Source organism: Sphingomonas psychrolutea (assembly GCF_014636175.1).
Taxonomy (GTDB): domain Bacteria; phylum Pseudomonadota; class Alphaproteobacteria; order Sphingomonadales; family Sphingomonadaceae; genus Sphingomonas; species Sphingomonas psychrolutea.
In genome coordinates this window covers 51,972-71,166 of the sequence record NZ_BMDW01000007.1, presented here as the reverse complement: position 1 = coordinate 71,166, position 19,195 = coordinate 51,972, and the positions used below count along the sequence as shown (strand labels likewise).

Annotated in this window: 22 protein-coding genes; 6 read left to right on the top strand and 16 right to left on the bottom strand. The window is 65.4% G+C overall.

The genetic code is table 11. The features are described from left to right. Positions 1-42 precede the first annotated feature (42 nt). On the bottom strand, positions 43-777 hold the full coding sequence (locus IEV62_RS07430) for a class I SAM-dependent methyltransferase (RefSeq protein WP_188446235.1): 735 nt from the start codon (positions 775-777) through the stop codon (positions 43-45). Positions 778-805: 28 nt separating this feature from the next. Beyond that, positions 806-1,303 (bottom strand): GtrA family protein, encoded by a 498-nt coding sequence (locus IEV62_RS07425; protein WP_229732906.1) that lies wholly within the window; start codon positions 1,301-1,303, stop codon positions 806-808. On the opposite strand from IEV62_RS07425, the gene IEV62_RS07420 reads away from it, so the two are divergent. After that, entirely contained in the window at positions 1,287-3,083 is a 1,797-nt protein-coding gene (locus tag IEV62_RS07420; RefSeq protein WP_188446358.1) for an AcrB/AcrD/AcrF family protein, read from the top strand. The genes IEV62_RS07425 and IEV62_RS07420 overlap by 17 nt on opposite strands. A gap of 90 nt (positions 3,084-3,173) precedes the next feature. Here the strand turns inward: IEV62_RS07420 and IEV62_RS07415 are convergent, their stop codons facing one another. The 6 genes from IEV62_RS07415 to IEV62_RS07390 all read right to left on the bottom strand — a co-directional run bounded on the left by IEV62_RS07415 (position 3,174) and on the right by IEV62_RS07390 (position 7,637). Beyond that, the gene (locus tag IEV62_RS07415; protein WP_188446234.1) at positions 3,174-3,794 is read right to left on the bottom strand and encodes a MarC family protein; all 621 of its coding nucleotides are present in this window, start codon (positions 3,792-3,794) and stop codon (positions 3,174-3,176) included. Continuing rightward, complete coding sequence (locus IEV62_RS07410) at positions 3,791-4,489, bottom strand: hypothetical protein (protein WP_229732903.1); 699 nt, start codon at positions 4,487-4,489, stop codon at positions 3,791-3,793. The genes IEV62_RS07415 and IEV62_RS07410 overlap by 4 nt, the downstream gene beginning before the upstream one ends. After that, on the bottom strand, positions 4,489-5,364 hold the full coding sequence (folD, locus tag IEV62_RS07405; RefSeq protein WP_188446233.1) for a bifunctional methylenetetrahydrofolate dehydrogenase/methenyltetrahydrofolate cyclohydrolase FolD: 876 nt from the start codon (positions 5,362-5,364) through the stop codon (positions 4,489-4,491). The genes IEV62_RS07410 and folD overlap by 1 nt, the downstream gene beginning before the upstream one ends. A gap of 20 nt (positions 5,365-5,384) precedes the next feature. After that, positions 5,385-5,693 (bottom strand): YggT family protein, encoded by a 309-nt coding sequence (locus IEV62_RS07400; protein WP_373868575.1) that lies wholly within the window; start codon positions 5,691-5,693, stop codon positions 5,385-5,387. Between the two features lie 257 nt (positions 5,694-5,950). Continuing rightward, complete coding sequence (gene argB, locus IEV62_RS07395) at positions 5,951-6,853, bottom strand: acetylglutamate kinase (RefSeq protein WP_188446232.1); 903 nt, start codon at positions 6,851-6,853, stop codon at positions 5,951-5,953. Between the two features lie 103 nt (positions 6,854-6,956). Then, entirely contained in the window at positions 6,957-7,637 is a 681-nt protein-coding gene (locus tag IEV62_RS07390) for a queuosine precursor transporter (protein WP_188446231.1), read from the bottom strand. 280 nt (positions 7,638-7,917) lie between these two features. Between IEV62_RS07390 and IEV62_RS07385 the strand changes: the two genes are divergently transcribed. After that, positions 7,918-9,177: a NupC/NupG family nucleoside CNT transporter gene (locus IEV62_RS07385; RefSeq protein ID WP_188446230.1), complete on the top strand. Its 1,260-nt coding sequence runs from the start codon at positions 7,918-7,920 to the stop codon at positions 9,175-9,177. A gap of 488 nt (positions 9,178-9,665) precedes the next feature. Here the strand turns inward: IEV62_RS07385 and IEV62_RS07380 are convergent, their stop codons facing one another. The 8 genes from IEV62_RS07380 to IEV62_RS07345 all read right to left on the bottom strand — a co-directional run bounded on the left by IEV62_RS07380 (position 9,666) and on the right by IEV62_RS07345 (position 16,151). Then, positions 9,666-10,412, bottom strand: a complete 747-nt coding sequence (locus IEV62_RS07380) for a sigma-70 family RNA polymerase sigma factor (protein WP_188446229.1) — start codon at positions 10,410-10,412, stop codon at positions 9,666-9,668. After that, complete coding sequence (flhA, locus tag IEV62_RS07375) at positions 10,409-12,460, bottom strand: flagellar biosynthesis protein FlhA (RefSeq protein ID WP_188446355.1); 2,052 nt, start codon at positions 12,458-12,460, stop codon at positions 10,409-10,411. Before flhA ends, IEV62_RS07380 begins: the two co-directional genes overlap by 4 nt. A 48-nt stretch (positions 12,461-12,508) precedes the next feature. Next, positions 12,509-13,408 (bottom strand): lytic transglycosylase domain-containing protein, encoded by a 900-nt coding sequence (locus IEV62_RS07370; protein ID WP_188446228.1) that lies wholly within the window; start codon positions 13,406-13,408, stop codon positions 12,509-12,511. A gap of 182 nt (positions 13,409-13,590) precedes the next feature. Beyond that, positions 13,591-13,959, bottom strand: coding sequence for a flagellar protein FlgN (locus IEV62_RS07365; RefSeq protein ID WP_229732901.1), 369 nt, complete (start codon positions 13,957-13,959; stop codon positions 13,591-13,593). Then, entirely contained in the window at positions 13,956-14,255 is a 300-nt protein-coding gene (locus tag IEV62_RS07360) for a flagellar biosynthesis anti-sigma factor FlgM (RefSeq protein ID WP_188446227.1), read from the bottom strand. The genes IEV62_RS07365 and IEV62_RS07360 overlap by 4 nt, the downstream gene beginning before the upstream one ends. Before the next feature lie 76 nt (positions 14,256-14,331). Continuing rightward, on the bottom strand, positions 14,332-14,874 hold the full coding sequence (locus tag IEV62_RS07355; RefSeq protein ID WP_188446226.1) for a flagella basal body P-ring formation protein FlgA: 543 nt from the start codon (positions 14,872-14,874) through the stop codon (positions 14,332-14,334). A 48-nt stretch (positions 14,875-14,922) separates the two neighbouring features. After that, positions 14,923-15,468 (bottom strand): flagellar motor protein MotB, encoded by a 546-nt coding sequence (locus IEV62_RS07350; RefSeq protein ID WP_188446225.1) that lies wholly within the window; start codon positions 15,466-15,468, stop codon positions 14,923-14,925. Then, positions 15,465-16,151, bottom strand: a complete 687-nt coding sequence (locus IEV62_RS07345) for a motility protein A (RefSeq protein WP_229732899.1) — start codon at positions 16,149-16,151, stop codon at positions 15,465-15,467. The genes IEV62_RS07350 and IEV62_RS07345 overlap by 4 nt, the downstream gene beginning before the upstream one ends. 301 nt (positions 16,152-16,452) lie before the next feature. Between IEV62_RS07345 and flgB the strand changes: the two genes are divergently transcribed. Genes flgB through IEV62_RS07325 form a run of 4 tightly spaced genes read left to right on the top strand, consistent with a single transcriptional unit; the run spans position 16,453 to position 19,193 of the window. Further along, positions 16,453-16,809 (top strand): flagellar basal body rod protein FlgB, encoded by a 357-nt coding sequence (gene flgB, locus IEV62_RS07340; protein ID WP_188446224.1) that lies wholly within the window; start codon positions 16,453-16,455, stop codon positions 16,807-16,809. Between the two features lie 2 nt (positions 16,810-16,811). Continuing rightward, positions 16,812-17,222 (top strand): flagellar basal body rod protein FlgC, encoded by a 411-nt coding sequence (gene flgC, locus IEV62_RS07335; protein WP_188446223.1) that lies wholly within the window; start codon positions 16,812-16,814, stop codon positions 17,220-17,222. Between the two features lie 3 nt (positions 17,223-17,225). Next, positions 17,226-17,909, top strand: coding sequence for a flagellar hook assembly protein FlgD (locus tag IEV62_RS07330; protein ID WP_188446222.1), 684 nt, complete (start codon positions 17,226-17,228; stop codon positions 17,907-17,909). A gap of 36 nt (positions 17,910-17,945) precedes the next feature. Then, entirely contained in the window at positions 17,946-19,193 is a 1,248-nt protein-coding gene (locus IEV62_RS07325; protein ID WP_188446221.1) for a flagellar hook protein FlgE, read from the top strand. Positions 19,194-19,195: the final 2 nt, after the last annotated feature.

Genomic DNA, 19,195 nt, shown 5'->3' with positions numbered 1-19,195 from the left:
TAGCATGGCGAGCCGCCTGTAGGACATAGGTGCCGACGCGGCTTATGGCACTTTGGGCGATGCGAGCGTCACGATCGAGACGCCCGGCGTCAACGGCACCCTGCCGAGCAAGTGCCGCTCAAACCCGAAAATTCGCTCGAACAGCGTGTTGAGCGCAGGGTGCGGGGGGGAATCGTCGCTATCGTCCTGGCCGCGCAACCGCCCCGCGATCCGCACGACCGCCGCCAGCGGGAAGAGCAAAGAGTTGAACCAGCGCAAGCCATTATGGTCGAGCCCCGCTTTGCCAATCGCCGCGGCGAGCGTCGCCTTCGAATAGCGCCGGTGGTGGTGGTTGACGACGTCGTGCGCGCTCCACAGCCATTGGTGTGCGGGCACCGCGATCAGGATCTTGCCGCCGGGCTTCAGGCATTCGCCCATCGCCTTCAGCGCGGCGACATCGTCTTCGATATGTTCGACGACATCGAGCACCGCGATCAGATCATAGGCGCCGCGTTCGATCCCGGGCAGTTCGGGCAAGCGTGCATCGCCGACCGGCGCACCGAGCCGCTCGCTGGCAATCGCGCGTGCCGCCGGATCGATCTCGATCGCCTCGACCGTGCCGAACGCGCTGAGCATCGGCAAATTATGCCCGGTCCCGCAGCCGATTTCGAGAATGCGCGCATCCTTCGGCAGCCCACCTTCGCGCGTCAAATACGCGGCGAGGATGTCGCGCCGCGCACGGTACCACCAATGCGTCGAATCATGCGCCGCCATGCGGTCGTAAACGATACGGTCCATCAGGCGCGATCCATCCGATTCGGGGCCATTATTTGAAAACGAGCTGGCGGTTGAGGAAAAAGGTGAAGACCGTCGCGCAGGCGACGGCGGGGAGCAACGGCACCATCGGGGAATAGCCGAGCTTCGCCGTCCCGATCCACGTAATCAGCCCGTTGAGCGCGATGCCCGAGGCCTGGACCGCGACAAATTTTACATGCCGCAGCGGATCCGCGTCGCGCGTCGCATGGCCCTTGAAGCTCCACCGGCTATGCAGGAAAAAGCCGACCGTCACCGCCACGGCGAAGGCGAACGGCACGGCATAAACGGCGTGCCGCTGCTCGAACACGAAGCGCGTCAGCGGCCAATACACCGCCACATAAATCAGCGTCGTCAGCACGCCCGAAATTCCGAAGCGAATCACCTCGCCGAACATCGCGCTCGCGCGCAGCTGTTCGACGTGTCGCCACATTGCCTTGTCGTTCGCCGCCACGTTCGCTTGCCCTTTACGATTGCGCCAGTAGAGCGCGATGATGGTCGAGGGAAGCACTTTGCACGGGCGCAGTCGGTTCACACAGGCGCTGGAGCGCGACTGGGTCTCGCTCAGCTTGCTCGCCTGGTTCGGCGTCGCAGTCTATTTCGTCGCGCAACGCTGGACCGGGATCCATTTTCTCCAGCTTGGCGACACCGACGACAATATGCGGCTGATGCAGGTCCGCGCGTGGCTCGGCGGGCAGGATTGGTACGATCTGCGGCAGTATCGCCTCAACCCGCCCGGCGGCTATGACATGCATTGGAGCCGGATCGTCGATTTGCCGATCGCCGGGCTCATCCTGCTGCTGCGCCCGTTCGTCGGCGCGCGCGAGGCCGAGATGCTGGCGTGCGGCATCGCGCCGCTGCTCCCGCTGAGCATCACCTTCCTCGGCATCGGGGCGACGGTGCGCCGGCTGGTCAGCCCCTATGCCTGGCCGCTCGCGATCCTCCTGCTGCTGTGCTGCACCGCGACGCTGCTGATGTATATGCCCGAGCGGATCGACCATCACGGCTGGCAGCTCGCGATGCTGAGCCTGACCGTCGCCGGATTGTGCGACCCGAAGCCCGTTCGTGGCGGCGCGATCGTCGGGCTGGCGGGCGCGGTGTCGCTTGCGATCGGGCTCGAAATGCTGCCTTATGCCGCGATCGCCGGCGCGATCCTGACGCTGCGCTGGGTGTGGGACCGCGCCGAGGCCCTGCGTCTGACGCTCTATGCGCTGACGCTCGGCGCAGGGAGCGCGCTTGGCTATGCGCTGTTCGCCTCCTACGCCAATGCCGTGCTGCGCTGCGATGCGCTCACCCCGGTGTGGCTCAGTGTGATGGTGGTGGCGGGCGCGCTGCTGTTCGCGCTGGCGTGGGTGAACCCGCAGAATCGCTGGGTGCGGCTCGCTCTTGCTGTCGCGGCAGGGGCGGTCATCGTCATCGGCTTCGCGCTCATTTTCCCGCAATGCCTCGGCCGCCCCGAACAGGCCTCGCCCGAATTGCAGAAGAACTGGCTCAATATGATCCGCGAGGCGCGGCCGATCTACGCGCATCCGTTCCGGGTTGCGTTCCCGGTTGCGGTGCTGCCCGTGGTCGGCGTGATCGGCGCAGCGGTCGCGACGTGGCGCGCGCGCGGGACCGCGCTGGGTCTGGCGTGGGGAACGGTGTTGCTGTTCGTGACCGGCGCCGCTTTGCTGCTGCTGTGGCAAGTGCGCGCCGGGCCGGCGGCGCAGATGCTGGCGGTGCCCGGCGCGGTCGCTTTGGGGTGGATGCTGGTGCCGTACTTCCAGGGCCGTAAATCGGCACTGATCCGCGTGTTCGGCACGGTCGCGGTCATCCTGCTGATCGGATCGGGGCTATTCGCCGGCCTCGCGATCCGCTTTCTGCCGATCGACCGCCCCGACAAGCGCACCCAAATCGTCGACCGCGCCAGCGGCAATTGCCCGACGATGAGCGCGCTGCGCCCGCTCGACCGCTATCCGGCGCAGACGATCTTCAGCTTCGTCGATCTGGGGCCCCGGATCATCACGATCACGCATCACAATGCCGTGGCGGGGCCGTATCACCGCAATGGTGACGCGATTCTCGATGTACAGCATGCCTTCTCCGGCACGCCGGAAAACTTCCGGACAATCGCCAAGCGCCACGTCGCGACGCTGTTGCTGGTGTGCCCCAACATGGCCGAATCGACGATCTACCGCGCGCGCGCGCCGGGCGGCTTCTACGACCAGCTCGCGCATCGGAAAGAATTCGACTGGCTCGAACCGCTGCCAATGCCGAAAAAGTCGCCGCTCCGGCTGTGGCAGATCAAGTAGCGCGTAGCGCAAATCTCCCTTCTTCTCCGCGTGAACAAAGAGTATGGTTCACGCGGAGACGCGGAGAAGAAAATCTGACCTGCGGTCGGCTTAGCCGAGGCTGATCTTCACCCCGTCGATCACGAACTGCACCGCCAGCGCCGCGAGCAGCACGCCGAGCAGCCGCGTGATCACCGCCTCGATCTTCGCCCCCAGCACGCGCATGATCGGCCCCGCCGCGAGCAAGGCAAGCAACGTCAGCAGCAGGATCGTCGCCAGCGCGCCGAATACCACGAGATGCTGCTCGAGCCCCGGGTTGCGCGAACCGAGCAGCATCACCGACGCGATCGACCCCGGCCCGGCAATCATCGGCATCGCCATCGGGAAGATCGACACATCCTCGACCTCGGGCGTCGCGGCAATCTTGGCGGCGCGGTCTTCGCGGCGCTCGGTGCGCTTTTCGAACACCATTTCGAGCGCGATCAGGAACAGCATGATCCCGCCCGCAATCCGGAAGCTCGCGAGCGAAATCCCCAATCCCTTGAGCAACGCCTCGCCGAACAAAGCGAAGGCGAACAGGATCGCCGAGGCGACCAGCACCGCGCGGATCGCCATTGCGCGGCGATGCGCCACGCTCGCGCCCTTGGTGAGCCCGGCAAAGATTGGCGCGCAGCCCGGCGGATCGATCACCACGAAAAAGGTGATGAGCGAGGAGATATAGAGTTCGATCATTTGGGTGCGGCGATCTTGTCGGTCATTGCCGGCTCCCAGCTTTGCCCATCCCAACGCAATACTTGAAACCGCCGACTGCCGTCGTCGTGTACGATCCAGGTCCAGATCAAGGTCGCATCTTTCGACCCACCACTTCCCGTCATGCCTTCGAGATCAACGCCTTCCCAAACGGAAGTCTTTCCACATTTGGCGTGGTGAACGACAGGCGTTGCAACGTGCGGGCGCGCGACCTTCAAATCGTCTCCGCCATCGACGATCCACTTCCAGCCGCCGTCCGGCTGCCGCTGCCACACCGTCGAGAAATAGCCGACCGCGCCGTCGGGCCGCTTCCACCCGCCGGTATTGACCGCAAGCGACCCGTCGCACGAAACATAGCTCGCAGTCGGCCACCACGCGATCGCCTTGGCCGGGTCCTTGCGGTCCTTAAGCCAGCTTTGCGCGTTGATCGGCTGCGGCACGAACATCGTCGCGTCGCGCGCCGCCCATTTGCGAAAGGCGGTCCATTGCCCGAGCGTCTGCGCATCGGCGGCAAAGGCGCGTTCGGCGTCGAGGGCGGACCCTTTTTCTTCTTCCGTTCGCCCTGAGCCTGTCGAAGGGCCGCTATCCGCGAGCGCAACGCGCGGTGCTTCGACAAGCTCAGCACGAACGGAGGGGGCGGCGGAGGGCAGGGCCGCAAGCAGCAAGAGCGCTAGCATCAGATCGCGCCCTTCTCATATGCCACGCCTTCACGCCGCTCCGCCGAGATCAGCGCATTGCGCAACAAACACGCGATCGTCATCGGACCGACCCCGCCCGGCACCGGCGTCACCGCGCTCGCCACGCCCATCGCGCCCGCGAAATCGACATCGCCGACCAGCCCCTCGGGCGTGCGGTTGATGCCGACGTCGATGACGGTCGCGCCGGGTTTGAGCCATTCGCCCTTGATCATCTGTGCGCGGCCGACCGCCGCGACGACGATATCGGCGCGCTTGACCACGCTCGACAAATCGCGCGTCCGCGAATGCGCGACCGTGACGGTGCAGCTCTCGGCGATCAGCAATTGCGCCATCGGCTTGCCGACGATGTTCGACCGCCCGATCACCACCGCATCGAGCCCGCTCAAATCGCCAAGCTGGTCCTTGAGCAGCATCAGACAGCCCAGCGGCGTACACGGCACGAACCCCGGCAACCCCGTCGCCAGCCGCCCGGCATTGACCGGGTGGAAGCCGTCGACATCCTTGTCGGGGTCGATCCGGATGAGCACCGCGCGCTCGTCAATGTGCGGCGGCAGCGGCAATTGCACCAGAATCCCGTCGATTGCCGGATCGGCGTTGAGCGCATCGACCAGATCGATCAGCGCATCCTGCGGCACGTCGGCGGGCAAGCGATGTTCGACGCTGACCATCCCCGCCTCGCGCGTCGCGCGCCCCTTGTTGCGGACATAGACTGCGGAAGCGGAGTCCTCCCCCACCAGCACCACCGCCAGCCCCGGCGCGCGCCCGGCCTGCGCCACAAACGCGGCAACCCGTTCTCCCACGCGCGCGCGCAATCCTGCGGCAAAGGCTTTGCCGTCGATGATGCTGGCGGTCATGACCTCGGCTCCTTTCGAAATCAGAGCGGGGACGCGCCGATGTACCACAGCATCAGCCGCGGCAGCACGATCGCGCTCAGGATGTTGAGCGTCACCAGCAGCGCGAACGGCGCCAGATCGATTTGCCCGAAATCGGGCAGGATCCGGCGGAACGGGCGGTACAGCGGCTCGGTCCCCTTGTTGAGGCCCTGATAGATCGCGCGGACCGTCTCGTTATAGGTGTTGATGACGTTGAACGCGACGAGCATCGACAGGATCACCTGCACAAGCACGACGAACGACACCGCCTGAATCAGCACTTGCAGGATTTGAAGGATCGTCAGCACCATATCTCTCCGTTCGGGGTCGTTCCGGCTCTAGCGCGATCGCGCGCGTGCGAACACCCCTTGAGGGTGTCGAGCGTGGAAGCGTCTTGAGAAGGTTGGTTCGCGCAGAGGCGCAGAGGACGCGGAGAGTGTGTGCAACGGTGGGGTCGGGAGACACTTCCGACGTCATCCATGTGCCGCGATGGGTGTGGGAGCGCTGCCGCGCCCTTTTTCTTCTCCGCGTCCTCCGCGCGTCCGCGCGAACCAACCTTCTTCTTTTCTCAGCGCCGCACCAACGTCCCCGCCCCACGCTTGGTGAAAATCTCGAGCAGCATCGCATGCGGCACGCGCCCGTCGAGGATGACCGCGGCATCGACCCCGGCCTCGACCGCGCGGACGCAGGTTTCGAGCTTGGGGATCATCCCCCCGCTGATCGTACCGTCGGCGCGCAAGGCGGCGACATCGGCGGGGACGAGATCGGTCAGCAACGCGCCCGATTTGTCGAGTACGCCAACCACATCGGTCAGCATGAACAGCCGTTCCGCGCCCAGGGCCGCTGCGATCGCGCCCGCCATCGTATCGGCATTGATGTTATAGGTCGCGCCATCCGCGCCCAAGCCGACGGGTGCCACCACCGGAATGAAACCGTCGCGCGCGAGGTTGATCAGAATCGACGGGTCGACCGCGACCGGATCGCCGACAAAGCCGAGATCGACATGCCGCTCGATCCCTGAATTGGGATCGGGCTCGCGCCGCCCGCCGACCTTTTCGGCGACGACCAGATTGGCGTCCTTCCCCGAAATGCCGACCGCGCGACCGCCCGCCTGGCCGATCCAGCCGACGATTTCCTTGTTGATGCTCCCGGCCAGCACCATTTCGGCGATTTGCGCGGTCTCGGCGTCGGTAATGCGCAAGCCATCGACGAAGCGCGATTCGACCCCGAGCCGCTTCAACATCGCGCCGATCTGCGGCCCGCCGCCATGCACCACCACCGGGTTGATGCCGACCGCCTTCATCAGCACGACATCCTCGGCGAAGTCGCGCGCGAGTTCGGGGTCGCCCATCGCATGCCCGCCATATTTCACGACGAAGGTCTTGCCCGCGTAACGCTGCATGTACGGTAGCGCCTCGACGAGCGTTTCGGCCTTGGCGAGGAGTTCGGGGGCGGGGGAATGGTCGGTCATGCGTGCCCTTTAGCCAATCCGTCACCCCAGCGAAAGCTGGGGTCTCCGGGAAGTGCGCGCTAGGCTCCCAACCACCAGACCCCAGCTTTCGCTGGGGTGACGGCTATTTGTCCAGCCACCGCCCGAACGCGACCATCGCGGTGATCAACGCGGGCACCAGCACAATCGAGAGCAACACCTTGACCAGCATTTGCCCGGCCATCAACCAGCCGATCGCGCCGACGCCGAACGCGATCGTGATGAACAGCACCGTGTCGACGATCTGGCTCAGCACACTCGCCACCGCCGCGCGGAACCACAACAGCGAATTCCCCTCGCGGCCCTTCAACCACGAAAAGATCGTGACGTTGAGCATTTGCGAAATGCCGTAGGAAATGATCCCGCCGAGCCAGATCCACGGTGTCGCCATCATCATCGTGTTGAACGCCGCCAGCCGGTCGGGCGCCATTTCGGGTGCCGCGGGCAGTTGCAAAATGGCGAGCGTCAGCAGCATCGAGCAGATCAGCGGCACGAACCCGACGAGCACCAGAAAATTCGCGACCTTGCGCCCATACAATTCGGCCACCGCGCTCGACGTGATCACCAGCAGCAGGAACGCGAAAATCCCCGCTTCGATCGCCAGCGGCGGCAAGCCGAGCAGCGGCCCGAGTGCCGAGACCGGCCCTAACGTGACCTGCTTGTTGCCGAGCACCCCGGCAATGCAGACCATGCCGCCATAGAAGATCGAAAAGGCGAAGAGCGCGCGCGGGATGCCGCTAGGCGCGGTGTGAGCAGGTGTGTCCATCGCCGCAACGCTAGCCGGTTTCGCCCGCGCGTCAAATCGCAACCCACTCCGTCACCCCGGCCCTGTGCCGGGGTCCACATCGCCGCGCGCGCCACGCTCGCTATGCGATGCCTTGCCAAGCCGCTTGGTGGGCCCCGGCACGAGGCCGGGGTGACGAAATGAGGTTGGGTCGAAGGACCTGCGAATCAATCGGCTCTAGCACCGGACGCGCGGCCCTGTATGGTGCCCGCTTTCGCGCGGGGGGCCGCGTGGGCGATTTCAAGCGCGAGTGATGCAGTTCATGGGTTCCTTTCCGATCGGCCTCCTTGGCATCGCCGTCATTCTGCTGGCCGCGTTCCTGTTGTCGAATAACAAACGGCTGATCCGCCCGCGCGTCGTCATCGCCGCCTTCGCGCTGCAGGTGACGATGGCGGTGCTGGTCCTGTATGTCCCGGCCGGCAAGCAGGTGATCCAGACGATGGCGCTGGGCGTTTCGGCGCTGCTTGGCTATGCGGCGGCGGGGACGCAGCTGATTTTTGGCAAATTGGCGACCGATCCGACCTTTGGCTCGGCGTTTGCGTTTTCCGCGCTGCCGGTCATCGTCTTTTTCGCAGCGTTGGTGGCGGTGCTCTATCACCTTGGCATCATGCAGCTCGTCATCAAATATATTGGCGGCGGCATTGAGCTGATCGTCGGCGTGTCGAAGGTCGAGGCGTTGTGCGCCGCCGCCAATATCTTCGTCGGGCAGAGCGAGGCTCCGCTGGTCATCGCGCCGTATCTGCCCGGGCTAAAACCGCCGCAGCTGTTCGCGGTGATGTCGGTCGGCATGGCAGGCGTGGCGGGGACGATCCTGGCGGCCTATGCTGCGCTGCTGGGGCCGCAGGCGTTACCTTATCTGCTCGCCGCGTCGTTCATGTCGGCGCCGGGCGGATTGTTGATGGCCAAGATCATCATGCCCGACGTGCCGCCGACCCCGCCGTCCGACACTGTCGATGGCGAAACGGTCGAGATCGCGGACCCGGTCGACCCGGTGGTCGAGGTCGAGCGCGCCGAGAACATCATCATGGCGGCTGCCAATGGCGCGCAGACGGGGGTCCGCATCGCGGTCGCGGTCGCGGCGATGGTGCTGGCGTTTGTCTCGCTGGTCGCGCTCGCCAACGGGTTGCTGGGCGCGGTCGGGGGGCTGTTCGGTCATCCCGAGCTGACCTTCCAATTGATCTTGGGCACCATCCTCTCCCCCTTCATGCTGTTGCTCAACATCCCCGCGAACGAGGCGACAGCAGCAGGGAGCCTGATCGGGACCAAGGTAGTGCTCAACGAATTCGTGGCGTTCATCGACCTGGGCCAGATGAAGAACCTGTCGCCGCGGACCGTGGCGGTCGTCACCTTTGCCTTGTGCGGTTTTGCCAATTTCCTGTCGATCGCGATCCAGATTGCGGCAACCGGGAGCCTCGCCCCCAATCAGCGCCCGATGATCGCCAAGCTGGGGTTGAAGGCGCTGGCGGCGGGGTCGCTGGCGAATTTGATGTCGGCGGCGCTGGCGGGGTTGCTGATCGGGTAGGCCCTCAACCGTCAAGCACTCCCCCGTCACCCCGGCCTTGAGCCGGGGCCCATGGTGCAGCAAGCGCGACGCTCCGAATGCAATCGACGCGCTCGCGGATGGATGGGCCCCGGCTCAAGGCCGGGGTGACGGTGGGGGAGTGTCGGCTCTCTCTCCAATAGCGCAAATTGATGAGCGAGCTTATAGGGAGCGCGAGCGACGGGAGACGTGCGAGTGCTTGGCGGAGATTTCTCAAAGAGGTTTCGTGCGGCCCAACCGCGTTGGTCTCGCTACCTTTTCTGGCTGGTCGGGCTGCCCTCTTGGGTGACTTTCGGGGCGGCCATATTTTCAAGCATGAATGGCGAGGGTCTTCCGCTCTGGGGAATTACTGGGTTCGGGGTATTATGGCTGGTCGCATGCACCCAATGGGTGTGCTTTCTTCAGCGTTCTGAAAGCTGACCGGCGGCAAAACATCAAAGCAAGACTCGGGCTTGGTCTACATGCCGCCCCTACCCCCGCCGCAACATCGCCTTCTTCAACCGCGCGTGCGCCGAGGCCTTAATCTGGCAAATCCGCGCCGCGCCGACGCCGATCACTTCGCCAATCTCCTCGAGGTTGAACTCCTCGACATAATAAAGCTGGATCACCAGCGCCTCGCGCTCGGGCAGCGACGCGATCGCCGCGATCAGCGTGTCGCGCTCCTCGCCCTCCGATAGCTGCGCGAACGCGTCGGGTTCGTCGCTCGCAAACCACGGGCCTTCGTCGGAATAGACCTCGTCGATCGGCTCGAAGCGCATCGGCTGCGCATTGGCATAGTCGAGCCGCAACTTCTCGCGGCTGACGCCGATCCGCTCGGCCACCAGCGCTTCATCGGGCGCATGCCCCAATTCTGCGCCGAGCGCCGCGACGGTCTGCTCATAGGCCCGCTTGCGCTGCATCGCGCCGCGCGTCAGCGTCGCCGACCGCCGCAGCGCATCGATCATCGACCCGCGCACCCGCGTGACGAGATATTGCTCAAACGTCACTTGCCCGCGCTCCTCGAAACTGTTCGCCGCCTCGACCAACGCGACCAGCCCGATCTGCACCAGATCCTCGACCTCGACCGCCGACGACATGCTGCCATGCACGTGCCACGCGATCCGCCGCACCAGCGGGAGATGCTTTTTCGCGAGCACGTTGAGATCGGGCGCGGCGGTGCGGCCATAGGTCAGCGGCATAGCCTCCGCAAAGGCGGTGAAATGGGGCTGGGCGGTCATGCGGGGAGGGCTCCAGGAGCGCCGATCACGGCGACGACTTCGACCGATTTGTCTTCCGGGACTTCGAAGAAACTCATCACCGGAAGGTCGGGCAGGACGGTCTTGACCAGCTTGCGGATCGCAAGGCGGATCGCAGGCTGGACGACGAGCGCGAACGGCTTGGCCTCATCGACCAACGGCTGCGCCGCGCGTTGCAGCGCCTCGACGATGCGGCGCCCGAGATCGGGCTCGATCGTGTGGCGGCGCGACGGATCGTTGCGCAGCGCCTGGCCGAGCAAGCCTTCGAGCTGGCCTTCCAAGGTCATCACGCGAAGCGGCTCGCGTACGCCGCACAATTTGCCGATGATCAGCCCGCCGAGATCGGGGCGGATCGCCTCGATAATGTCCTCGGCATCAAGCGACTTTTGCGCGGCGACCGCGATCGCAGCCGCAATCCGGCGGAATTCCTTCAAGGGGATATTCTCCGCCAGCAGCCCGCGCAGCACTTGCGTCAGCGTCGTCAGCGGCAGCGGGTTGGGCGAGAGCGAGGCGACGAGCTGCGGGTTGCGCTCCTTGAGGCCGTCGAGCAGCGCCTGCACATCGTCCGCGCCAAGCAGTTCGGATGCGTGCACGCTCAATTGATGGTTGAGATGCGTCGCGACGACCGTGCCCGGATCGACCACGAGATAGCCCGCGCCCGTCGCCGCATCGGCATCGCCCGCCGCGATCCACACCGCGTCCAACCCGAAGGTCGGGTCCTTGGCGCGCTTGCCCATCAACCCGCCGACCGCCTGACCGGTGTCGAGCGCGAGCATCTCGTCGGGCGACACGCTATCCTCACCGACAACGACGCCGCCGACCAGGATGCGATAGGCATAGGGTGAAAGATTGATGTCGTCGCGCACACGGACTTGCGGGATGACGAAGCCCATATCCTTCGACAGCTGCCGCCGCACGCCAGTGATCCGCCCCATCAGCGGCGCCCCGCGGCGTTCGTCGACTAGCGGCACCAGGCCGTACCCGATGTCGAGATTGACTTGCATCGTGTCGGCGACTTCGTCCCAGCCGATCTTCGCATAATCGATCGGTTCGGCGGGTGCGGTGACGACCGGCGGTGGGCGGAGTGCCGCCTGCCGCATCCGCCATGCGGCGAACCCGGCCAAAGCGGCGGCGGGCAGGATCACCAGATGCGGCATCCCCGGCATCACGCCGAGCAGCGCGAGGATGATCGCGACCGGCGTCCACGTCCGCGCCGAGCCGAACTGGCTGCCGATCTGCCCCGCCAAATCCATGCTCGAGGTCACGCGCGTCACGATCGCCGCCGCCGCAATGGAGAGCATCAGCGACGGGATCTGCGCGACGAGCGCATCGCCGATCGCGAGCAGCACATAATTGTGCGCGGCATCGGCAATCGTCATGCCGTGGCTGACGGGTCCCAGGATCAGCCCGCCGATGATATTGGCGAACAGGATCAGCAGCCCCGCGACCGCATCGCCCTTCACGAACTTGGACGAACCATCCATCGACCCGTAGAAATCGGCCTCGGTCGCGACTTCGATCCGGCGCGCCTTGGCTTCCTCGGGCGTGATGAGGCCAGCGTTCAAATCGGCGTCGATCGCCATTTGCTTGCCCGGCAAGGCATCGAGCGTGAAACGCGCGGACACTTCGGACACACGGCCAGCACCCTTGGTCACCACGATCATGTTGATGATCACCAGGATCGCAAAGACGAACAAGCCAACGACATAATCGCCGCCGATCAGGAACGTCCCGAACGCCTCGATCACATGCCCCGCAGCACCCTCGCCCTCATGCCCGTGCACCAGCACGACGCGCGTCGAAGCGACGTTGAGCGAGAGGCGAAACAGCGTCGCGAACAACAAGACGGTCGGGAAGGCCGAGAAATCGAGCGGCTTCTGCGCGTTGAGGCTGACCATCAGCACGGCAAGGCTGATCGTGATGTTCATGATGAAGAACACATCGAGCATCGCCGCCGGGATCGGCACGACCATCAGCACGACGAGCAGCAGGATCGCGACCGGCAAGGCAGCCGAACGCAGCAGCGGCAAGATGCCGCCGGGTTGCAGGGCAGGCGAATTCAAAGCAAGTGCCACCCGCTACGCTCCCAAACTCGCCAGCATCATGTACGCCAGCCGCGCCGTGCCCGGCGTCGGGCGGAACAAGCTCGCGGTTTCGGTCCGGCCGGCCTGCCCCACCGTCCCGTTCAACCGTTCGAGTGTCGACTGCGCCCACACCGCCGCATCCGCGGTTGAATCCTCGCCATTGCCGGGAATGACATCGGCACCCCATTGCCCGAGCCGCGTGGCTGACAGCCCCGCGCTTGCCGCCGGGAGGCTCGCGCCACCGACGCTCTTTTCAAGCTTGGCGCCGAAGCGGCTGTAGATTTCGGAGAGCGAGCGCGCGCCGCCGCTGGCGTCGAAGAAGACACCGCGATTGGCATGTGCCGCCGCCGGGAACATCGCCGCCCCCGAACGATCGGGCGAAGCCTGCATCGCGGTAAGGAACGAGCGCGCGCCGCCAAGGCCGAGGAAATGCGCCATGTACAGATCGGTGCCGGTCGCGGTGCGCCCGGTCGCGGCCTCCAGCGCGCTCTTATTGTCGCTGGCATGCTCCGCCGCCATCAGCGAGGCGGCATTGGGGTCCTTGCGCAAATCGAGGATCGCCTTGCGTAGTGCCGGATCGGCCACCGTCGCGCGGCCGCTGGCCGTGGTGGAGATGGCATTCGCCGCCCAGCCAAGCCCGTGTTCGGCACCATGCGCCTTGACGACGCGCAGCCAGCTTTGGTCGATGAACTGATACAGCCCGCTGGCGCTCGACGTGCCGGCCCGCGCATCGGCGCGTAAGCCACTTTCGAGCTTGGCCTGGCCGAGCAGATAGTTGAAGTCGATCCCGGTCTTCTGGCTGGCATTGGCGATGGCATTGCGCACCGCGCCGCCGCCAAGGGTCTTCGCCTCATTGACCGCGCCGTTCAGGATCGTGAGTGGATTGAAAGGCATCGGTCCCCGGCTGTGTCGCCCATGTTCGGGTAACCATCAGCAAGAGCCGTGCCATTTATTGTTGTTTAAAGCCCTCCCTTCAGGGGAGGGGTTTGGGGGTGGGGCGGTGCCTCAAACGCGACTTCGGATTCGCGGATAGGCCCCACCCCAACCCCTTCCCTGAAGGGGAGGGGCTAAGAGGCTCACGCGTACGCTGCCATCCCCATGCCCGGCCGATAGATCGAACCCGGCGCGCTGCCCACCGCGACGCCTGCCGCACCGGTCAAGGTTTGCAGGCGGCGGCGGACATTTGCCGCCATCAAATTCACATAGATGCGGCACGTATCGTTCAACCGCTGCGCTTCTTCGGCCAGGCTCCGCAGCTCGTCGCCGGCCGGTGCGGTGCCGAACGCGGCAACCGCCTCGATCGCGCTCAGCTTGTCGCGCGTGGCCGTCTCCAGCCCCGCGACATCATTGATCTTCAGCGCGGCGATTTCAGCATGCAGCGCCTCGATCACGCCGATCAGCGCGTCGCGCCGGGTGGTGCCCGCAGCCATCATTTCGGGCGTCATTTCTTCGGGCTCCAATAGAGTTTCAGCGCGAGCATACGGTCGGCGATGGTCTCGGGCGTAATCGGATAAGTGCCATTGCGCACTGCACGCTTCACCTCTTCGACATGCTTTTCATTAACCGGCGCCACCTTGCCGAAATCGAACGCCAACGCCGACAGTTCGAGCTGCCGAGTCGTCGCTTCGCTCGGCCGGGTCGCCGCATTTGCGGTTGGCGCGGTTGCTGCGACCGGCACGACCAGCCGGTCCTGCGCTATCGCAGCCCCTGTCCCCGCCTTGGCTCCGATCGACTCTATCATGCCTACACCTATGGGGTTTTGCTGACAGGAGTAGAAACGACCGAATACGACGGACCTTAAGAAATACTTCCAAAGATTATTCGGTCCAGCCGGGCAACGTCGCGCGACCGCTGGCGATCGCGACCGCCTGCACCGGCGCGCGCGTCTGATCGACCTTCACGAGGAAGCGCCCGCCCGCGACGGCATCGCCCGCCGCCACGCCTTCGCGCGTGATCGAAAAGCCGGGCGACCCGGCGCTGATCGTAACCGGATCGCCGCGCTTGATGACATAGACCGGGCGGATTGGCGCAGCCGCGGTTGATGGCTCGATCACCAAGGGTGCCGCCCCCTTCGGCGCAACCGTGGCCATGCGCATCGGCACGAACAGCCGCCACTGCGGCCCGGTGCAGGTCACCACAACGGCATCGTGCGCGTCGGAGCGCCACGCCATCGACACCATCGGGCAGGAAGCAAGCTTCAGGCGAGTATCAACCGGCGTGCGCGCGCCGCCCTCATCGCCAATGGCATGCCCGGCAAAGGCGGCAACCGCGCGATCGATCGCGACGGTATCCTGAAACAGTGGTGCCGCAGCGAGCGGGCTCGCAAGAGCAATCGAAAGAAGGGCGAAGGTACGCAGCATGGCTTTATCCCTGGATGAAGCGGCAAATAGGGGTTGCCGGGCGGCACATCATTGCCGCACGCCGGCAGTCGGCGCGGCAAAGCCGGTGGTGACGGTCACCGCGCGGCGGCCGGGCCGGGCGGCGGATAGCGTGATGCGGTCGGCGGGAACGGCATGCGCGAGCAGCAAGACGGTGGCGACGGCGCGGGCCCGGTCGGCGGCAAGCACCGCGCCGCTGCCCGTTACCGGATCGACATCGTCAGCGCTGCCATCGACCGCGCCCGCGACGCGCAGCACTACGCGGGGATCCCGCGTCGAATCGCGCGCCCAGCCGATCAGCGCGTCGGGCGCCTGGCGCAGCACCGCCGATCCGACCGCAAAGCCGGTGACCGACCCGGCGGAGACCGCCATCGGCTCGCGCACAACCGCGCGATCGTAAACCCCGAAGCCCTCACGAATGCCCTTGGCAAACGCGCCCTTGTCGAGATGCTGGCTGGCTTGCAGGAACACGAAAAAGCCGACCAGCAACAAAGCGAGATCGGCCAGCGTCATCAGCCACACCGGACGCGCGGGCGCGATATCGGGAAGGTCGATGTCGGATGCAGCCACGGTCATGCGACCTCCGCCAGCTGCGCGCCGCGCGGCTGTTCACGCGTCGCGAGCGCGATCAGCGGCGCATCGAGCCGCAAGCGCTCGACCGCTTCGTCCCGGGCAGAGCGGCGCAGCCGCGCGGCAACAGGCGCCAGCACGAGATTGGCAAGCAACGCGCCATACAAGGTGGCAAGCAACGCCACCGCCATCGACGCACCGATCCCGGCGGGATCCTGCATCTTCACGAACATCCCGACCAGGCCAATCAGTGTGCCGACCATGCCCATTGCCGGCGCGGTGTCGGCGGCGGCGCTCCACAGCTCGCACGCGGCGACGGCGCGCTCGGTGCGCGCACGGTGACGCTGGCGCAACACCTCGGCGACGTGGTCGGGCGTTGCGCCATCGACGATCGCGGCGATTGCGGCGGCGACGTCGGGGTCGGATATCACCGATTTGTCGAGCGCCATCACCCCATGCCCGCGCGCGATCCGCCCGAACGCAGCGATCTGCTCAAGCAGCGGCGCGGCCTCGAAGCGCGGTGCGAACAGAGTTGCGAGCGCGCCGAACCCGCGGATCAAGTCACGCAGCGGCGTCCGCAAGATCGCGGCGGCAAGCGTGCCCCCGCCGACGATGGCGAAGGCTACGGGATCGAGAAAGGGCGCGAGCACAGGTGTCATCGCGCGAATGCACTGCAAGGTGCGGGCCAAGTTGAGGAGAAAAGAAGGTTGGTTCGCGCAGAGGCGCGGAGGACGCAGAGAAGTGCGATGGTGCGGCAGCATGCCCTTTGCACCCGAGCCTCGAAGCGCGACCGGCGCGCAATAGGCGATCTCTGCGTCCTCCGCGCCTCTGCGCGAACCATTTTTCCGTGAAAGACGGCAACCCGCTTGCCGTCAACCGGCAAGCCTTTGCCGCTTCACCCTTCCCAAACCCACTCCACCCCGCCCCACACCCATTTGGCACGACCTTTGCTGATACCCCGTCGCGCAATAGGGCGTGAGGAGATGGGCGATGCCCAGCGAAGGTCTTTTCGGGGTACATGGTGCGGCACTCGAAGTGCGCTCGCAGCGGATGGGCGTGCTCGCGTCGAACATTGCCAATGCCTCGACCCCTGGGTTCAAGGCGCAGGACGTCGATTTTCAAAAGGCGCTCGCCGCGGTCGAGAATTCCGCGAGCACCGGCGGCAATGCGAGCATCACGGGCGTGCTGCAATATCGCGTGCCGTCGCAGCCTTCGCTCGATGGCAACACCGTCGAACTGTCGACCGAACAGACCGCCTTTGCCGAAAACGCCGTCGCCTATCAGACGACGCTGTCGTTCCTGAACGGGCGCATCGGGCAAATCACCCGCGCATTGCGAGGCGAATAAACATGGCCGACCAACCCCTCACCATTTTCCAGGTCGCCGGGCGCGCGATGTCGGCACAGCTGGTGCGGATGAACACGACCGCGTCGAACCTCGCCAACGCCGGGTCGGTCACGTCGAGCGCGGACACCGCGTACCGGACGATCAAACCCGTCTTCCGCACCGAATATGACAAGGCCTCCGGCCTCGCCACGGTCAATGTCGAAAGCATCGTCACCGCGGGCGAAGCCCCCGAGAAACGCTACGACCCCTCGCACCCGCTCGCCGACAAGGACGGCAATGTGTGGGAAGCGGCGGTCGATGAAACGCGCGAGCTGGTCGACATGATGGAGACCGCGCGCAGTTATCAAAACAATGTCGAGGTCATGCAGACCGCGAAATCACTGATCCTCGATACCCTCAAGATGGGACGCTAAACCATGGCCTCCGCTTTCGATACCACGCTCACCAATCTCGGCATCAACCGCTCGACGACAAGCAACGCCGCTGCGGCGGTGAAGAGCTCGTCGAGTCTTGGCACGTCGGATTTCCTCAAGCTGCTCACCGCGCAGCTGCAGAATCAGGATCCGTTCTCGCCGACCGACAACAGCCAGATGGTCGCGCAACTCGCGCAGATCACCAGCACGTCGGGCATTACCGATATCAACACGACGTTGAAATCGATCCAGACCAAGCTCGGCGGCACCAGCACCGCCGATGCGCTCGCTTATGTCGGCAAGACCATCCTGACCGAAGGATCGACCGCGTATGGCCGCGCGACCGGCGGCATCGCCGGCGCGGTCGAGCTTGACGGCGATGCGACCGATGTCTCGGTCTCGATCCAGGATGCCAATGGCCAGGTGCTCAACACGCTGCAGCTCGGCGCGCAGAAGCAGGGCACGATCTCCTACGAGTGGGACGGCAAAACCGCCGCCGGTGCCGACGCCGGAACCGGTCCGTTCACCGTTCGGGTACAAGCGGCAAAGAGCGGCGCGACCGTCACCTCGCGCGGCCTCGTCTGGGCACCCGTCGCGGCCGTGTCCGTCCCCGCCACTGGCGACCCTACGCTAACCGTCCCCGGCCTTGGTACCGTTGCCGTCTCCGCCGTCCGCCAGGTCGGCTGAACCCGTTTTATTCGCCTTCGATAAGGAGCAGATTCCATGTCCTTTTACACCTCGCTCAGCGGCCTGCAGGCGGCACAAACCGAACTTTCGACGGTGTCGCACAACCTCGCCAACGTCTCGACCAACGGCTTCAAAAAAAGCCGTACCGATTTCGCCGACGTGATCGCTTCCAGCATCGCGACCGATCCGACCAAGCTCGTCGGATCGGGCACGGTGGTGAAGGGCAATCGCCAGCAATTCGGCGAAGGCAACCTCAAGACCACCGGATCGTCGCTCGATCTGGCGATCAGCGGCGACGGCTTTTTCGCGGTCAAGACCGCGGGGCTCAACGCGACCACCGCGTATACGCGCAACGGCGCGTTTCAGGTCGATCCCGCGACGAAGAGCATCGTCGATGCGCAAGGCTCCGCGCTGCAGGGCTATCCCGTCGATACCAAGGGCAATGCGACCGCGACCGGATCCGACGGCCTGATCACGCTAACCCTCGCCGCGACGAGCGGCACGCCAGCGGCCACCGCCAATGTCGCGCTGAAGCTCAACCTGTACGCCGCCGCCTCGACCCCAACGCCCGCCTTCGATCCGGCCAATGCGGCCAGCTACAACAGCTCGACCGCAACGACGATCTACGATTCATCGGGGAAGGCGAGCACGCTCACCAATTACTATGTCCATACCGGCACCAACGCCTGGACGGTCCACAGCTACGTCGGCGACACGGCATTGAGTGTCGGCGGATCGACCGCCGGCACACCCGTCACCTTCGATGCGACCGGGAACATCACCGCGCCGACCACGCCAGTCACCTATGACGCGTTCACGCCCACCACCGGCGGCGTGGCACAGACGCTCGCCTTCAGCCTCGCCGGATCGACCCAGGCGTCGAGCGCCTTTTCGGTCAATGCCCGCACCGCCGACGGCTCGGCGGTCGGCGAATTGGCCGGCGTCACGGTCAATGGACAAGGCATCGTCGCGGCCAATTATTCGAACGGCGACACCGTTAATCTCGGCAAGGTGGCGCTCGCCAATTTCGCCAATCCGACGGGCCTGCGCCAAACCGGCAACAGCTATTGGTCGGCCAGCGGCATTTCGGGTCAGGCGGCGCTCGGCGGGGCCAATGAAAGCGGCTTCGGCTCGTTGCTCTCGGGTACGCTCGAGGGATCGAACGTCGATATCACCGAGGAACTGGTCGATCTGATCGCGGCCCAGCGCAACTTCCAGGCGAACGCCAAAGCGCTCGATACCGCCAGCCAGATTTCGCAGACGATCTTCCAGATCCAAGGCTGAGC

What these genes read in the sequence shown, in the direction of transcription:
- IEV62_RS07430 (WP_188446235.1), bottom strand. Translation starts at nt 777, where the DNA reads ATGGACCGTATCGTTTACGACCGCATGGCGGCGCATGATTCGACGCAT.
- IEV62_RS07420 (WP_188446358.1), top strand. Translation starts at nt 1,287, where the DNA reads ATGGTCGAGGGAAGCACTTTGCACGGGCGCAGTCGGTTCACACAGGCG.
- IEV62_RS07415 (WP_188446234.1), bottom strand. Translation starts at nt 3,794, where the DNA reads ATGATCGAACTCTATATCTCCTCGCTCATCACCTTTTTCGTGGTGATC.
- IEV62_RS07410 (WP_229732903.1), bottom strand. Translation starts at nt 4,489, where the DNA reads ATGCTAGCGCTCTTGCTGCTTGCGGCCCTGCCCTCCGCCGCCCCCTCC.
- folD (WP_188446233.1), bottom strand. Translation starts at nt 5,364, where the DNA reads ATGACCGCCAGCATCATCGACGGCAAAGCCTTTGCCGCAGGATTGCGC.
- IEV62_RS07400 (WP_373868575.1), bottom strand. Translation starts at nt 5,693, where the DNA reads ATGGTGCTGACGATCCTTCAAATCCTGCAAGTGCTGATTCAGGCGGTG.
- argB (WP_188446232.1), bottom strand. Translation starts at nt 6,853, where the DNA reads ATGACCGACCATTCCCCCGCCCCCGAACTCCTCGCCAAGGCCGAAACG.
- IEV62_RS07390 (WP_188446231.1), bottom strand. Translation starts at nt 7,637, where the DNA reads ATGGACACACCTGCTCACACCGCGCCTAGCGGCATCCCGCGCGCGCTC.
- IEV62_RS07385 (WP_188446230.1), top strand. Translation starts at nt 7,918, where the DNA reads ATGGGTTCCTTTCCGATCGGCCTCCTTGGCATCGCCGTCATTCTGCTG.
- IEV62_RS07380 (WP_188446229.1), bottom strand. Translation starts at nt 10,412, where the DNA reads ATGACCGCCCAGCCCCATTTCACCGCCTTTGCGGAGGCTATGCCGCTG.
- IEV62_RS07370 (WP_188446228.1), bottom strand. Translation starts at nt 13,408, where the DNA reads ATGCCTTTCAATCCACTCACGATCCTGAACGGCGCGGTCAATGAGGCG.
- IEV62_RS07365 (WP_229732901.1), bottom strand. Translation starts at nt 13,959, where the DNA reads ATGACGCCCGAAATGATGGCTGCGGGCACCACCCGGCGCGACGCGCTG.
- IEV62_RS07360 (WP_188446227.1), bottom strand. Translation starts at nt 14,255, where the DNA reads ATGATAGAGTCGATCGGAGCCAAGGCGGGGACAGGGGCTGCGATAGCG.
- IEV62_RS07355 (WP_188446226.1), bottom strand. Translation starts at nt 14,874, where the DNA reads ATGCTGCGTACCTTCGCCCTTCTTTCGATTGCTCTTGCGAGCCCGCTC.
- IEV62_RS07350 (WP_188446225.1), bottom strand. Translation starts at nt 15,468, where the DNA reads ATGACCGTGGCTGCATCCGACATCGACCTTCCCGATATCGCGCCCGCG.
- flgB (WP_188446224.1), top strand. Translation starts at nt 16,453, where the DNA reads ATGCCCAGCGAAGGTCTTTTCGGGGTACATGGTGCGGCACTCGAAGTG.
- flgC (WP_188446223.1), top strand. Translation starts at nt 16,812, where the DNA reads ATGGCCGACCAACCCCTCACCATTTTCCAGGTCGCCGGGCGCGCGATG.
- IEV62_RS07330 (WP_188446222.1), top strand. Translation starts at nt 17,226, where the DNA reads ATGGCCTCCGCTTTCGATACCACGCTCACCAATCTCGGCATCAACCGC.
- IEV62_RS07325 (WP_188446221.1), top strand. Translation starts at nt 17,946, where the DNA reads ATGTCCTTTTACACCTCGCTCAGCGGCCTGCAGGCGGCACAAACCGAA.